This window comes from Streptomyces sp. NPDC056486, assembly GCF_042795295.1.
Classification (GTDB): Bacteria; Actinomycetota; Actinomycetes; order Streptomycetales; family Streptomycetaceae; genus Streptomyces.
Window position 1 is genome coordinate 59,390 of sequence record NZ_JBHTSF010000017.1, and the last position, 14,928, is coordinate 74,317.

Below are 14,928 nucleotides of genomic sequence, written 5' to 3' on the forward strand. Positions count from 1 at the left end.
CAAGGTACCCAGTGGAGGGGATATGTCTGATCCGATCGTGGTCGCCGAGGGGCTGCACAAGTCCTTCGGCGATACCCAGGCCCTGCGGGGTCTGGACCTGAGCGTCCCGAGAGGAACGGTCTGCGGCGTGCTGGGGCCGAACGGCGCCGGCAAGACGACCGCGGTGCGCATCCTGGCGACCTTGTCCGATCCCGATGCCGGGCACGCCTGCGTCGCTGGACACGACGTCGTCCGCGAGGCCGGCAAGGTGCGCGCCAGGATCGGCCTCGCGGGCCAGCACGCCGCCGTGGACGAGAAGCTCACCGGCCGCGGCAACCTGCGCATGTTCGCGCGCCTGTCCCATCTGTCCCGGCGCGACGCGCGCCGACGGGCCGACGAGCTGCTCGAACGCTTCGATCTGATGGACGCCGCCGACCGGCAGGTCGCCGGCTACTCCGGCGGTATGCGCCGCCGCCTCGACCTGATCACCAGCCTCATCCTGCGCCCCGAGGTGCTCTTCCTGGACGAGCCGACCACCGGTCTTGACCCGCGCAGCCGCGGCGAGATCTGGGACAGCATCCGCGAGTTGGTGGCGGACGGCACCACGGTGCTGCTCACCACGCAGTACCTGGACGAGGCCGACCAGCTGGCCAACGACATCGCCGTCGTCGACCACGGACAGGTGATCGCCACGGGCACCCCCGACGAGCTGAAGGCCACGATCGGCGACCGCCTCGACGTCGAACTCGAAGATTCCGCCGCCCTGGACACGGCGGCGACCGTGCTGAAAACCCTGGCCGGAACCGATCCCACGGTGACCGCCGACCGGCTCAGCGTCGCCCTGCCGGGCGGCGGCTTCCGGCTCTTCGACGTCATGCGCGAGCTCGACCGCGCCGGGGTCGCCGCGGCTGACGTGCGGCTGCGCCGCCCCACCCTCGACGAGGTGTTCCTGCGCCTCACCGATCGGAAGGAACTGGTCCGATGACCGACCTCGCCCCGCCGTTGGGTCACCGCCTGCGGTGGACGTTCACCGACGGGCTGACCCTGGTCGGCCGCGAGCTGGGACGGCTGCGGCACGCGCCCGGCGAAATCGTCGCGGCGCTGATCTTCCCGGCCGTCATGGTCGTGCTGTTCGGATACGTCTTCGGCAGCGCGATCCAGGTGCCGGACGGCGGCGACTACCGCGAGTACCTCATGCCCGGCCTGTTCGCGATGGTGACCTTCTCCGCATGGCTGGGGGTCATGACGCGAACGGCCGCCGACGCCTCCCGCGGCGTGATGGACCGGTTCCGCTCCATGCCGATGGCACGTCTGGCGGTGCCGTTCGGGCAGACCGGCGCCGACCTGCTGACCGGTCTGCTGATGCTCGCCATGATGGTGGGCACGGGCCTGCTGGTGGGCTGGCAGCCGCACCGCGGCCTGATCCCCACCGTCCAGGCGTTCCTGCTGATGATCGTGCTGCGGTACGCGCTGAGCTGGGTGGGCGTCTATGTGGGCCTGGCGGTGAAGAACGAGCAGGTCGCCGATGCGATGGTGCCGCTGGGCCTGCCGTTCACGATGCTTTCGAACGCGTTCGTCCCGACCGACGGCATGCCGGGCTGGCTGCGCTTCCTGTCCGACTGGAACCCGGTGAGCGCGCTCACCGCCGCCTCGCGGGAGCTGTTCGGCAACCCGGGCGCCCCGTCCGGAAACGTGGCCTGGCCACTCGTGCATCCGGTGACCACCATCCTGCTCTGGTCGGCCGCGCTGCTGGTGATCTTCGTCCCGCTGTCGCTCCGCGCCTACATGCGCAGAGGACGCTGACCACTCCAGGCATCTGCCCGATCGCCGCTCACCGCGCCTGAACGGCGCTCAACGACACCGACAACCCCGGTCGCTGAGAAACCGCGCACCTCACACCGCGTCGAAAGACGTCGGACCACCGGAATCGCGCTGCCACCGACACCAACACCAACACCATGGAGACGCCATGAGCCTGTTCCGACTCGACGCCAGCATCCTTCCCGGCACATCCGACAGCGCCGAACTCGCCGACCTCGTGGAATCGGAGTGGACCGCAGTCCACCGCGACGCGACGGTGATACGCCGCCATCTGGGCGCCGACCCGCTGCCCGCCGACGCCTGGGCACACGCCCACACCGGCAACTTGACGCCCGAACCCGACCGCACTCCCGCCCAGCGCGACGCGCTCACCCTCGCTGGGTCGCTCACCGCGGAACTCGAGGCCGCCGAGGTGGTGGTGCTCGCCGTGCCGCTGTACAACTTCGGTGTCTCCCAGCACTTCAAGACCTGGGTCGACCTGGTCATCGCCGGGGCGCCCCTGGGCAGCCCGGTGCTCAAGGACAAGCCGACCGTCCTGGCTACCGTGCGAGGCGGCGGCTACGCCCCCGGCACTCCACGCGAAGGCTGGGACCACTCCACCCCATACCTCAAGCGCATCCTCGCCGACGTGTGGCAGGCCGACCTCGTCGTCATCGAACGCGAGCTCACCCTCGCCGCCACCTCCCCCGGCATGGAACACCTCCAGGAGCTCGCCGCCGCCCTGCATACCAAAGCCCTGGCCGCGGCCCGCGACGCCGGCCGTGAAACCGCAGCCAAGTGACGCTGCCCGCTTCGGCACACTCTTTTGCATCCGCCGGGAACGACGGTTGATCGGCTGTGCGGTCAGCCCGGGGCGCGGTTGCGGCTTTGCCGCCCGAGCCGACGGCGTTCCACAGACGGTCACTCATGAAACACCCCGCCGCCCGGCGGTCCACCAGTGGCGACCACGTTTCATGAGTTGTTGCAAACGACTGGACGTCTGAAACACCCTCATTAAACGGTCGAGGGCGTGAGCGACGACTTCAAGCGCGTGGAATCGCACGCCTGCCCACTGTCCACCTGCGCCGCCCCGGCGGGCTCGCCGTGCCGGACCGGCAAGGGCAGGGTGGCGATCCAGTACCACACCGCCCGCTTCCGCCTCGTGCCCCAACTCGCCAAGGCGCTCAACGTGCCGACCCCCGCCGTGCGCAAGCCGGGCTCGGTGTGGACCGAGCTGCCCCGGCCCGGGAGCACCGGCGCCGAGCCGGTCGGACACGTCCGTCTCGGGTACGCCCGCGCCTCGACCGCGCGGCAGTCCCTGGATGCGCAGCTGTTCCTCCGGCGTCGCCGTGACCCTCGTCGTCCACGAACACAAGCGCCTCGGCCGCGGCATCGAACTCGCCATGCTCGCCGAGGAACTGAAGGCGAGCGACGTCGGCCTGGAGTTCCTCACCGGGGAGCTAAAGGGCTCGCACGACCCCTCCGGCATCGTCTTCACCGTACTGGCCGCCATGTCCGGCATGGAACGCGAGTACATCCGCGAACGCACCCTCGAAGGCCACGAGTCCGCCCGCGAGCGCGGCAAGACCATCGGCGGCGCCGGCGGCACCGACGACTCCATGCTGTCCATGGCCCTCCACCTACGCGACCAGGAGATGAGCCTGCGCGACATCGCCAAACGGCTCGTCATCACCACCGGCACGAAGAAGGGCCAGCACCCCTCACCCGCCACCGTCATGCGGATGCTGCGCGAACACGACGAGCAGGCCGCTGCGGCAGCGAGCGCGTGAACACCCCGCTACTTTGCGCCTCGTGTCTGAGCTAGGACACCGGGGCCTAGCCCTCGCTCCTCGACGCCTGCGCGCACGCAATCGGGCGCCGCTACGTCTACTGGCCTTGTCGTGCCATCCCATCAGGGAGTGACGTAGTCGCCCGTCGACGGCCTATACCATGGCCTTGATCGTTTCAGGCCACCATCCAGTGGTGAGCGGGAGTCGGGCAACAGGGGCCTGGGACAGCGAACCATGGCCGGTGGCCACTGAAGTTGGAGCACCACGCCGTTCGTGGCATCGCACCTTCGCCGTCGGCCCCGGACTCTGCGTTGTGTCTGATCCGCGGTGCGAAGTAACCCCGGGGCTCAGTGGTCGGCGGTCCGAGCTGGGACGGGCCGCGCCGTGAGCGGTTGTCATGCGTTTGGCCTGGTCACGGGGCGGCGGTGCATGGTGTCCGGACACCACGAGGTGTGGTGCCGGTATTTCGAGGAGGCAGCGGCGGCAATGGAGATTCGTTCTACGACCGACGAGGACGTTGACGTCTTCGTCGACACAGTTCATGCCGCGTTCGGGCTCTTCCCGGAAACCCCGGTCGAGGGCGGCGGGCTCTGGTGGTCGGCGCTCGAAACGGACCGCTGCCTGCTCGCCCTGACGGCGGACGGACGCCCCGTCGGCACCGCCGCCGCATACTCCTTCGAGCTCACCCTGCCCGGTGAGACCCTCGTCCCGGCCTCCGGGGTGACCGCGGTCGGCGTTCTGCCCACGCACCGGCGTCAGGGCGTGCTCAGCGCGATGATGCGGCATCAGCTCGCCGAGTTGCGCACCCGCGGGGAGTTCCTCTCCGTATTGCTGGCCTCCGAGGCCCGGATCTACGGAAGGTTCGGCTACGGACCTGCGACCTGCACGACGCAGCTGACGGTGCCACGCCACCAGGCAGCCCTCGCCGTTCCCCGGGCGCGCAATGCGGCCGACGCCCCGACGACCGGCTCGGTCGAAATGCTGCGGCGTGCCGAGTGCGGCGAGATCCTGGAAGAGGTTTACGACCGGTATCGCCGCGCACAGTCCGGCGCGCTGTCCCGGCCGCACCGCTGGTGGGCCTTGCGTGCGGGACAACCCCCGATCTCGCCGGCGCCGCGCTACGTCGCCGTTCACCGGGACGCCGACGGCACCCCTGACGGATACGCCAGCTACTCGATCGAGTCCGGCACCTTGACGGTCGACGAGACCATCGCCACCCATGACGTCGTTTTCACGGCCCTGGCCCAGTTCATACTCGGACACGACCTGGTCTCTCAGGTCGTGTTCAAGCACGTCCCGCCCGCGCACCCGCTGCGCTGGCAGTTCGCGGACTTCCGTGCCTGCGAGGTGAGCGGCGACACCGACTGGCTCTGGGTCCGGATCCTGGATGTCCCGGGTGCTCTGACCGCGCGCGGCTGGTTCATGGACGGCGAGCTCGTCCTCGACGTCGAGGACCCGTTCCTCGGCGAGCGCGGCCGCTATCTGCTGACCGTCAGGGACAACAAGGCCGACTGCGTCCCGACGGACCGGGAGCCCGACCTGTCTCTGGACGTCAGAGACCTGGGCTCGGTCTACCTCGGCGGCACCGCCCCGAGCACGCTGATGCGTGCCGGACACATCCGGGCCCACCACCCGCGCGCGGCCGCCCTCGCCGATGCCCTCTTCCGCGCCGAGCAGCCCCCGCACTGCCTGCACTGGTTCTGACCGCACGATCGGAGTGTGGCCGAGCAGGAACTTGGCCCCTGGTCGGCCACACTCCGCTCGTGCGGGTCCGCGGCTGCTCCCGTCGAAACCTGCCGCACGATTCCCGCCCTGGCCCACGAGCCACCACTACTTCGCCTGCCGGCAAGAGGACGGCGCGCGCATCCCCAAGGCCTGGGTGGACGCCGACTACCGCACCACCGCCATCGAGCACGGCGCCCGCCCGGCATCGACGTCCATCCCGTTCAACGCCCGCCGGGCACCGGCGAGTTCACGATCATTCCGCGCCGCTGGACCATCGAACGCAGCATCGGCCGGCTCATGCACCACCGCAGACTCACCCGCGACTACGAACGGCATCCACACCGCTCCGAAGCCATGATCCGCCTCGCGATGATCGACCTCATGGCCCCGCCGCCTCACCGGCGAAAACCACATCCTGATCGGCCGTTCGCCTTGGCGTATTCAACCCCTCCTTGTGCGCGCTCCTCCCCCGTACGGTCCGCCCGCGTGCCGGCGCACCCTCGTACGCAGAATTGTCCGTTCGCCCCATGGACAACTCCCCACCACACCGCTTAACTTCACCGATTGACAACGATGTCAGACGTTCTGGTCGGCTTTGAGGAGCAGTGATCGTCGATGGTGTCACGAAGAATCCTCCTGCAAGCAGGCGGCGCGGCCCTAGCGGGCGGGGGGCTGGGCCTGACGTCGCAGCAGCAGGCCGGTGCCGTCGAGCCCGGCGCCGCGACCCGTCTCCTGCCGTCCTTCGGCCGCCCCGTCCGCCTCGATGTCGCCGACGTCAGCACCCTGGACGGCCACGACCAACTGCTGTTGACGACTCTCCAGGGCGTCGTCAACAGGCGTGAGCCACGCCTCTACTTCAACTTCGACAAGAGCGAGGTCGACCTGCGGTGGCTCCCCGCCACCGGCGCAGCCGTCACCCGTCACGATGACGCACTCGACCTCGTCCGCCGCTACCGCAAGGAGGTGCGCGGCGCAATCCTTGTCGACCCGGACGTACCCGACTCGGTCAACATCGCCACCACACTCGCCGGTCTCAAGAACGCCGTCGCCGCCACCGCCGAGCAGGCGCACACACACGGCCTGAAGACCGTCATGGATCTGCGCGGCCGCTTCGACGCCGACGATGTGATCGCCACCTACCGCTGGCAACTCGACCACCTCTTCCCGCAGTGCAGCCACGCCTTGCTCGCCGGTCTGCCGCCCACTCGGACCGTGGCCGTCGACGACGTGACGTGGCGGGAGGTGGCGCGCGAGACCGAGCGGATCCGCGATGTGTCCAACCGCCGGGTGCGCACCTTCGACCTGAGCCCGGAAATGAGCGGCAGCAACGATGTCTACGTACGTTTCCAGGACTCGTTCGCAGACGACGGGTGGGGCGCGTCCGTCGCCTCCGTCGTGGTGAAGGCGGACGGCAAGGAGATCGCCTCCTTCACTCCCGGCACGGACGCCGAGAAGCCTCATCTCTTCGACGGGCTCAACTCCTCACTCGGCGACCGGTCCAACCGGTTCAGCGACGGTGGCGGCTACTTCGTCTACCGCTTCGCCGCGCCCGCCGGAACACAGCACCTGGTGATCGAGGTCGACCTGTGGAACCAGTACCTGGTCACCGCCACCGGCACCGCTCCCACCCGCGTCGAGCCCTTCCCCTATTTCCGGGACTACGTGGTGGCGAGCAAAGCCATGGTGCTGTGGCTGCCGCCGTCCGGTGAGACCGGAAAACTGCTGGACGAGACATTCGCCCGGCTTGCGCCCACCACCCCGTACACCGGCTGGTTCTCCAACGACGTCGCAGGTGAGTGGGGCGGCGTGGACCGCGCATCGCAGCACGGGATCGAGGTCGTCCCCGCCGACTTCTACATGAACGGCACCGTCCACGCGGGCGTCCCCGCGAAGGTCTCCGGCAAGGTCCGACGCCGTCCGAAGGCCGGGCTGCGCAACCGCGTGTACCTCACTCTCACCGTCGGCGAGGGTGACAACGTGCAGTACTGCCAGCGCCGGATGCGGGACATCTGGGACGACCCCGAGCGCGGCAGCGTCCCCGTCAACTGGACGGTCAGCCCGTTGCTCGCCGACATCGGCCCCGCCCTCCTCGCCTACTACCAGAAGACCGCCACCGACAACGATCTACTCATCTGCGGCCCCTCCGGCGCGGGTTACACCTACCCCGGGTCCTGGCCCGAGAAGGCCCTGGACGCGTACACGGAACTCTCCGGCCGGTTCCTGCGCCGCACCGGCATGGATCTGGCCTACGCCTACAACCCCCGCAACGCCGCGAACGACGGCTGGCTCCCCTTCGACGAGCGCGTCGTGGGCTCGTACCGGAAGAACACGCCGCTGCGCGGGATCATCCAGTCCTGGGAGACGGGCGACCTGCAGATCAGGCCGGCCGGGCTTCCGGTGATCGGCAACTTCTACCCGCAAGGAAAGGGCAAGGAGTTTCGCGACGGACTGCTGCGTCACATCGAGGGCAGGGACGAGTCGGAGCCCATGTTCATCGCCGCCGCGATCAACGCCTGGAGCTGGACGCCGAGCGACATCGCGGAGCTGGCCGAACTGCTCGATGCACCCTTCGAGGTGGTCCGCGGTGACGTGTTCTTCGCGTTGATGAATCTGAGCGCGTGAACGTACCGCTTCAGCGGCGGTGAGTGCCGGTCATGGTTCCGTGCTCCTGTGTGGCGCGGCCCGGGGCCGGGTCGTGTGTTGGCTGTGGAGTACGGCACAGGGCCCGGACCGCGCGTCGCGGTCCGGGCCCTGTGCCGTGCGGTGCCGCCCCGCGGCGGCGGTGCGTCAGCTCTGTGCGGTGTCCTCGCCCGTCTGCCCGGCGTCCTTGACTGCGCCCGTCTTCTCGCGCATCTTGCGCACCAGCTCCGCCTTCTGGTCGGCGGCACCCTGGCGGTCGAGGTTGCGGTGCGGACCGTTGTTCTGCCGCTCGGCGCGGGACAGCTTCTTGCGCTGGCCGCCGCCCATGCCCACGGGGTTGTTGATGTTCTTGCTCACTGGTTCTCCCGGAATGACGTGAAGTGATCTACGGATTCATCGGTGGGGGACGGGCGCGGCGACGTCGAAGGACATCAGCAGGGGCCCGTCACGCGCTCACTCGTAAATCAGCTTCTGGAAGAACATGACTAAGAGATTACCCGGTTCCGTCGGCCCCGCACACCAAGTTTTCGCCCCCCGGTGCCGGCCAGGCCTTCGACAGCGCCTGGGGCCAGCCGTTTCCTTCCAGGAACCCCGGCGCCGCCGGTACCCGCCGGTGGTCGCCGCCCGCCCGGGGCAGGTCCAGCTCGGCGAGGAGGGAGTCGATGTGCTTGGCCGCCGCGCCCTCGCTCTTGCGACGGGTCTGTGCGCGCGGCTGTTCAGCAGTACGCGCTGTTGACGGGCAGGGCAAACAGGTAGTAGCCGCTGATCCATCCCTGGAGGTCGGAACCGGATTTTCGCGCGTGCCACCATACGTCGGTGCTGCCGACTTTGGTGCCTTCTGTCCAGCAGTGCAGGTACATCTTGTGGCTGGACGAAACCTGTCCGTGCGACCTGCAGCCGGTGTGCGGTCCTGACCGAACGTTCACCCCGTCTACCGACACACTGGCCGTGTTGGGTGATCTATTGGTCCACCAGTGGCCGCAGACCATGGTCCCCGCATCTCCCGCCGCGGCGGGCCATGTTGCACCCGCCAGGGTCCCCGCAGTCAGGACCATTACCCCGGCAACCCTCGCCAGGCGCGCACGCACGGCCATCCTGTCTCCCTCCCCAGCTCCTCAAGCCCGATCCCGATGATGCCCGCCACACGCTGGAACATCAGCGTGCAAACACGCCAACCGACGCGGCCTCGGGGCGCTCGGAACGGCCCCGGCGCGACCGTCTCACAGCGGTCCTGCGTGATCATCCGGCGGCAGTACGCCTTCCCGGTTCCCGGACCGATCGGACGGGCACGGCATGACGGCGGAGCAGGCCATCCGGTTGAACTCGACTCTCCGGGCTGAGATCAACCTGCCCTGCCCCACCGAGGGAGACGCTTTCCGGCAGTTGGCACGCGGCTGGTTCACCGAGGCCGTGGGCCCCCTGGCCGGAACGCTCGGCGACGGCTTCGACCACGGTCTGGACCTCACCGCGCAGGCCCTGGCTGACGAGGGCGACGGCCCCCTCGGGGCACCCGGAACGCTCTGGGCCTCCTTCCTCTACTACTAGACCGTCCGCGGTCGGCAGCGGCTGGTCGAGACCTACTTCTCCCCCGCCAACTGGCAGGACTTCCTCCAACAGCTCGGCAACCGGCCCCTCGATGCGCAACTGCAGCTGGCGCTGCTCGACGCCGAGGGCCAACCCGGCGAGCCCTGGCTCGAGGTCTCGGTCACCCGTGACGACGACGCGCCGGGTGTGGTGTCCCTGGTCGCCGTGCGTACGACGGAGGAGTTCCAGGACCCCGCCCTCGAAGACGGTCTGGGCCTGCTCCTGGGGGACACCCTGCCCGAGCTTGAGACGACGCTGCGCGGGTACGGGTGGCTGACCGTCTGCTCCCCCGGCGTCGTCACGGCCCTGGGCGGCGTCCCCGCCCTGCGGGCCGGCGGAGCCTTCGCCGAGGTGACCCCGCTTCCCGGCGGCGGTGCCTGGCTCCAGGCGACAAGCCGCATCCATGCCTACACCGACGTCCGAGTTCGGGCCGTCTTCGAAGCGCTCTCGCCGGCCCTGCCCCCGGGCAAGCCGGTGCCATCGATCGCGTCCGAGACATGCCGACTGGTGTACGAGGCCCCCGTGCAGTGGGCGCAGTCCCACCGACTCTGACCCGCACTGCAGTACTGAGGGTCTCGCCGCCCGGCGGCGCAACGTCGTAGACCACGGCGACAGGGCGGCAACCTCCGGAGCCCCCGCGACGACTACGGCACGCGGGACAACGACACCCGGCATTCAACGATGAACAGGGAGCCGACCATGAGCCGAGCACGTACACGAAGACTGCACGTCACGCTGGCCGCCCTGGCCGTCACGGCCGCGAGTGGTGCGGCGCTGACGCTGCCGGAGGCGTCGGCGCAGCCCACGGCCCCGGCCGCGGCCGGCAGCGCCACCGGCTACGCGACGCAGAACGGCGGTACCACCGGCGGCGCGGGCGGGAACACGGTGCGGGCCACGACGGGCACCGCGATCCACACGGCCCTGTGCAACCGCGCCGCCGACGACACCCCGATCACCATCGAGGTGGAGGGGACGATCAACCACGCCAACACCGCGAAGGTGTCGGGCGACAGCTGCAACACCGCCGCCGGCGTGATCGAGCTCAAGCAGATCAGCAACGTCACGCTCATCGGCGTCGGCAGCGGCGCCGTCTTCGACCAACTGGGCATCCACATACGCGATTCCAGCAACATCATCATCCGGAACGTGACCGTCAAGAACGTCAAGAAGTCCGGCTCCCCCACCTCCAACGGCGGCGACGCCATCGGCATGGAGAGCGACGTCCGCAACGTCTGGGTCGACCACACGACGCTCGAGGCGTCGGGCGGGGAGTCGCAGGGCTACGACGGCCTCTTCGACATGAAGAACAACACGCAGTACGTGACGCTGTCGTACAGCATCCTGCGCAACTCCGGGCGCGGCGGCCTCGTCGGGTCCAGCGAGAGCGACGTATCCAACAGCTACATCACCTACGACCACAACAAGTACGAGAACATCGACTCCCGCACGCCCCTGCTCCGCGGCGGCACGGCCCACATCTACAACAACTACTACACCGGCCTGAACGAGTCCGGCATCAACTCCCGCGCCGGAGCCAAGGCCAAGGTGGACAACAACTACTTCAAGAACTCCAAGGACGTCCTGGGCACCTTCTACACCGACGCGGCCGGCTACTGGCAGGTCAGCGGCAACACCTTCGACACGGTGACCTGGTCCCCCACCGACGACGAGTACCACCCGGCAGGCCCCAACCCCACGTCCAACACCACGGTGAGCATCCCCTACTCCCACTCCCTCGACAGCGCCGCCTGCGTGCCCGCCATCGTGGGCAGAACGGCGGGAGCCGGCACAGGCCTCAAGGTGTCGGACGGCACCTGCTAAACGCAGCAGCCGCGGCCCTTCGCATAGGGTCGGACCTACGATGAACAGCAACGATCCGTCCGCCGCGCCGTCAAAGGCCGACAAGGCGACCGTACGGCGGCACAACCTGAGCCTGGTGCTGCGCACGGTCCATGACGCGGGTGAGACGACCCGCGCCAACGTTGCCGCTCGGGTGGGACTGACCCGGGCCGCGGTGTCATCGCTCGTGGACCAGCTCCTCACCGAGGGGTTCCTCACCGAGTGGGGCAAGACGTTCAGCGGACAGGCGGGTCGCCCTGGCACAGCGCTGCAGGTGGCGCGGACCGGGCCCGCCGGGCTCGGGGTCGAGATCAACATCGACTACGTGACGGTGTGCGTCATCGACCTCACCGGCACCGACCGCGTTCGCCTGGTGGAGCGCACCGACAACCGGGGCGCCCCGCCCGCCACGGTCCTGGCCCGGGCGGCGCGGCTCGCGTCCCGGGCCATCGAGTCGGCCGCGCAGCAGAAGCTTCGCCCCGTCGGTGCCGAACTGGCCCTGCCCGCCCTGGTCTCCGGCGGTTCGGTGCGGCAGGCGCCGAACCTGGGCTGGAACCGGGTGGCCGTGGAGGGGCTGTTCGCGCAGGCGTTGACGGCGCTGCATCCCACGCACCGCGCGCTGCCGGTCAGCGCCGACAACGAGGCGAACCTGGCGGCCATGGCCGAGCTGTGGTTCGGCGACGGCGACGACCGCGTGACCAGCTTCATCTACCTGACCGGCGAGATCGGTATCGGCGGCGCCCTGGTCCTCAACGGTCAACTCTTGCGGGGCGCCCATGGGTTCGCCGGTGAGATCGGGCATGTGGTGGTGGAGCCGGACGGCCCCGAGTGCCGCTGCGGTGCGCGGGGCTGTCTGGAGCAGTACGCGGGACAGGCGGCGCTGTTGCGGGCGGCGGGGCTCGACGAGAGCGCGGGCCTGACCGGGCTCGCGGAGCTGGAGCGCCGGGCGCGCGAGGGTGAGCCGCAGGCCCGGTGCGCGATCGAGGAGGCCGGGCGCCGCCTTGGCCGGGTTCTGTCGGGCGCGGTGAATCTGATCGACCCGGACGCGGTGATTCTGGGCGGTGTCTTCCGCGACCTCATGCCGTGGCTCGCCCCCGCCGCCGACGAGGAGCTGACCGCCCGTGTGGTGTCGGGCCTGTGGACGCCGGGCAGCAAGCGGCTGCGGGCCTCGTCCTCGTCCGGTGATGCGGCGCGGGGCGCGGCCGCGCGCGTGGTGCGCGAGGTCCTGGCGGACCCGGCGGCGTACGTGGAGCGCGTGGCGGACTGACATCTCGGCCCGGGCGGGGGCCCGGCGGTGTCGGTCCGCCGCGCGCTGCGGGAGGGTGTCAGCCCCGGTGTGCCGCTATCAGCTGCCGGTACCAGTGGTAGCTGTCCTTCGGGATGCGCTGGTGGGTGTCGTAGTCGACGCGTACGATCCCGAACCGCTTGGCATAGCCAAGGGCCCACTCGAAGTTGTCGAGCAGCGACCAGACGTAGTAGCCGCGTACGTCGACGCCCGCGTCCATGGCGGTGCGCAGAGCTGTCAGGTGACTGTGCAGATAGGCGACGCGGTCCGGGTCGTGGACGCCGCCGTCCTGATCCACCGCATCGTGCTCGGCCGAGCCGTTCTCGGTGATGTGGATCGGCGGCAGGGCCTGACCGTAGGTGTCCTTCAGCGCGGTCAGCAAGTCCGTGAAGGACTCGGGCACCACGGGCCAGTTCATGGCCGTGCGCCGCACGTCCGGGTAGGTCATCTCCCGGTAGCGGTTGTCCGTGGCGACTCGACGGGAGGGGTCGGGCTCGCGGTAGGGGGCGTCGGCGACCACGATCGGCCGGTAGTAGTTGACGCCGAGGAAGTCCAGCGGCTGGGCGATCAGATCGAGGTCCCCGTCACGGCGGAAGTCCTGACGGGTGATCAGCTCGCCCCAGGTGTCCTGCTCGGTCGCCGGATAGCGGCCCGCGAGGATCGGCTCCGTCCACACCAGGTTGTGCTGGGTATCGGCGCGTAGGGCGGCCTCGTGGTCGGCGGGCGCGTCGCTCGCGGGCACGTTGCGGTCGAGGTTGAGGGTGATACCCGCCTCTCGGACGCCGGCCGCACGCAGCGCTTTCATCGCCAGGCCGTGGCCGACGAGCAGGTGGTGCGCGGCGGCCAGGGCGCCGGTGCCCTCCTGGGCGCCGGGGGCATGGCGGCCGACGGAGTAGCCGAGAAACGCGCTGCACCATGGCTCGTTGAGGGTGATCCAGCGGGGTACGCGGTCGGCGAGGTGCTCGGCGACGATCTGCGTGTACTCGCCGAATCGTTCGGCGGTCTCGCGCACGCGCCAGCCGCCTCGGTCTTCCAGGGCCTGCGGCAGGTCCCAGTGGTAGAGGGTGGCGGCCGGCTCGATGCCCGCTGCGAGGAGTTCGTCGACGAGCCGCGAGTAGAAGTCCAGGCCCTTGGCGTTGGCGGGCCCTGACCCGGTGGGCTGGATGCGGGGCCAGGCGATGGAGAAGCGGTACGAGTCGACCCCCAGGTCGCGCAGCAGGGCCACGTCTTCGGGGTAGCGGTGGTAGTGGTCGCAGGCCACGTCGCCGGTGTCGCCGCCGTCGACGCGGCCCGGGGTATGGCAGTAGGTGTCCCAGATGGAGGGGCCGCGGCCGTCCTCGTGCACGGCTCCCTCGATCTGGTACGAGGCGGTGGCCGCGCCGAAGACGAAGCCGGAGGGGAAGAGGGGCAAGTCGCTCATGAATGGCCTTACTTGACGGATCCGCCGGTGATACCGGCGGCGATGTACTTCTGGGCGAGGACGAGCAGCACCGCTGCCGGGATCGCGGACAGGACGGATGCGGCCATGACGGAGCCCCAGTCGCCGACGTGCGCGCCGATGTACTGGTAGATGCCGAGGGTGACCGGCTTGACGTCGTCGGTGGTGTTGAGCGTGAGCGCGAACATGAAGTCGCTCCACGCGTACAGGAAGGAGAACAGGCCCGCGGTGATCAGGGAGTTGCGGCTCATCGGGAGCACGACCTGCACGAAGGTACGCAGCCTGCCCGCGCCGTCGACCTCGGCGGCCTCGATGACCTCCTGAGGGATGGCCACCATGAAGGAGCGCATCAGGACGATGGCGAAGGGGATGCCGAGCGAGGCGTCGGCGAGCATGAGGCCGAAGTAGGAGTTGACCAGGCCTAGATCGACGTACGCGCTGTAGAGCGCGTTGGCGATGACGATGCCCGGCACCATCTGGGTGATGAGCGTGCCGAAGACGATGGTGCGAGTGCCGCGGAGCCGGAACTGGGCGAGCCCGTAGGCGGCAGGGGCGGCGATGGCGAGGCAGATGGTGACGGCGCCGAAGGCTACGGCGAGCGAGGTCAGCAGGTGGCCGCCCTGCTCGCGGATGGCGGAGGTGAACCCGGACAGGTCCACCCCGTGCGGGACGGGCGAGACCTCCAGGAGGCCGGATGTGGGCTGCAGGGCCGTGTTGAGCATCCAGTAGAGCGGGAAGAGCATCACGCACAGGATGAGTACGCCGACGGCTGTGGCACCCCAGCGGCGCTTGGCCCTGGTGGCGGGTCCCTGGGCGGCGGGTGTCTCGGTGACGGTGGTGGTCGCCAT

The 14,928-nt window shown here is 69.5% G+C and carries 12 protein-coding genes and 2 pseudogenes; 11 read left to right on the top strand and 3 right to left on the bottom strand.

Annotated features, from left to right (window positions below; all coding sequences use genetic code 11):
- Positions 1–22 precede the first annotated feature (22 nt).
- The 7 genes and pseudogenes from ACFQ7F_RS10260 to ACFQ7F_RS10290 all read left to right on the top strand — a co-directional run bounded on the left by ACFQ7F_RS10260 (position 23) and on the right by ACFQ7F_RS10290 (position 7,916).
- Entirely contained in the window at positions 23–964 is a 942-nt protein-coding gene (locus ACFQ7F_RS10260; RefSeq protein ID WP_383268931.1) for an ATP-binding cassette domain-containing protein, read from the top strand.
- Complete coding sequence (locus ACFQ7F_RS10265; protein ID WP_383268933.1) at positions 961–1,782, top strand: ABC transporter permease; 822 nt, start codon at positions 961–963, stop codon at positions 1,780–1,782. The genes ACFQ7F_RS10260 and ACFQ7F_RS10265 overlap by 4 nt, the downstream gene beginning before the upstream one ends.
- 166 nt (positions 1,783–1,948) lie before the next feature.
- On the top strand, positions 1,949–2,581 hold the full coding sequence (locus ACFQ7F_RS10270; RefSeq protein WP_383268935.1) for an FMN-dependent NADH-azoreductase: 633 nt from the start codon (positions 1,949–1,951) through the stop codon (positions 2,579–2,581).
- A gap of 520 nt (positions 2,582–3,101) precedes the next feature.
- Positions 3,102–3,569 carry a recombinase family protein gene (locus tag ACFQ7F_RS10275; protein WP_383268936.1) on the top strand — a complete coding sequence of 156 codons (468 nt, stop codon included), beginning with the start codon at positions 3,102–3,104 and terminating at the stop codon, positions 3,567–3,569.
- 486 nt (positions 3,570–4,055) lie between these two features.
- Positions 4,056–5,273, top strand: a complete 1,218-nt coding sequence (locus ACFQ7F_RS10280; protein WP_383268938.1) for a GNAT family N-acetyltransferase — start codon at positions 4,056–4,058, stop codon at positions 5,271–5,273.
- A gap of 148 nt (positions 5,274–5,421) precedes the next feature.
- Positions 5,422–5,681 (top strand): annotated as a pseudogene (locus ACFQ7F_RS10285) (transposase); the annotation flags it as partial.
- Positions 5,682–5,909: 228 nt separating this feature from the next.
- Positions 5,910–7,916 carry a GxGYxYP domain-containing protein gene (locus tag ACFQ7F_RS10290; protein ID WP_383268939.1) on the top strand — a complete coding sequence of 669 codons (2,007 nt, stop codon included), beginning with the start codon at positions 5,910–5,912 and terminating at the stop codon, positions 7,914–7,916.
- A gap of 165 nt (positions 7,917–8,081) precedes the next feature.
- Here ACFQ7F_RS10290 and ACFQ7F_RS10295 read toward each other — a convergent pair whose 3' ends face one another.
- Positions 8,082–8,291, bottom strand: a complete 210-nt coding sequence (locus ACFQ7F_RS10295) for a DUF6243 family protein (RefSeq protein WP_383268940.1) — start codon at positions 8,289–8,291, stop codon at positions 8,082–8,084.
- Positions 8,292–9,227: 936 nt separating this feature from the next.
- On the opposite strand from ACFQ7F_RS10295, the gene ACFQ7F_RS10300 reads away from it, so the two are divergent.
- From ACFQ7F_RS10300 to ACFQ7F_RS10315, 4 genes and pseudogenes are all read left to right on the top strand, one after another.
- A complete protein-coding gene (locus ACFQ7F_RS10300; RefSeq protein WP_383268942.1) occupies positions 9,228–9,479 on the top strand; it encodes a hypothetical protein in 252 nt (83 codons plus the stop codon).
- Positions 9,480–9,665: 186 nt separating this feature from the next.
- Positions 9,666–10,070: a hypothetical protein gene (locus tag ACFQ7F_RS10305; RefSeq protein ID WP_383268944.1), complete on the top strand. Its 405-nt coding sequence runs from the start codon at positions 9,666–9,668 to the stop codon at positions 10,068–10,070.
- A 147-nt stretch (positions 10,071–10,217) separates the two neighbouring features.
- Positions 10,218–11,336: pseudogene (locus ACFQ7F_RS10310) on the top strand (polysaccharide lyase family 1 protein); the annotation flags it as partial.
- Positions 11,337–11,379: 43 nt separating this feature from the next.
- Positions 11,380–12,624 (top strand): ROK family protein, encoded by a 1,245-nt coding sequence (locus tag ACFQ7F_RS10315; RefSeq protein WP_383268946.1) that lies wholly within the window; start codon positions 11,380–11,382, stop codon positions 12,622–12,624.
- Between the two features lie 58 nt (positions 12,625–12,682).
- Here the strand turns inward: ACFQ7F_RS10315 and ACFQ7F_RS10320 are convergent, their stop codons facing one another.
- On the bottom strand, positions 12,683–14,062 hold the full coding sequence (locus tag ACFQ7F_RS10320; protein ID WP_383268947.1) for a GH1 family beta-glucosidase: 1,380 nt from the start codon (positions 14,060–14,062) through the stop codon (positions 12,683–12,685).
- Between the two features lie 8 nt (positions 14,063–14,070).
- On the bottom strand, positions 14,071–14,928 hold the full coding sequence (locus ACFQ7F_RS10325; protein WP_383268948.1) for a carbohydrate ABC transporter permease: 858 nt from the start codon (positions 14,926–14,928) through the stop codon (positions 14,071–14,073).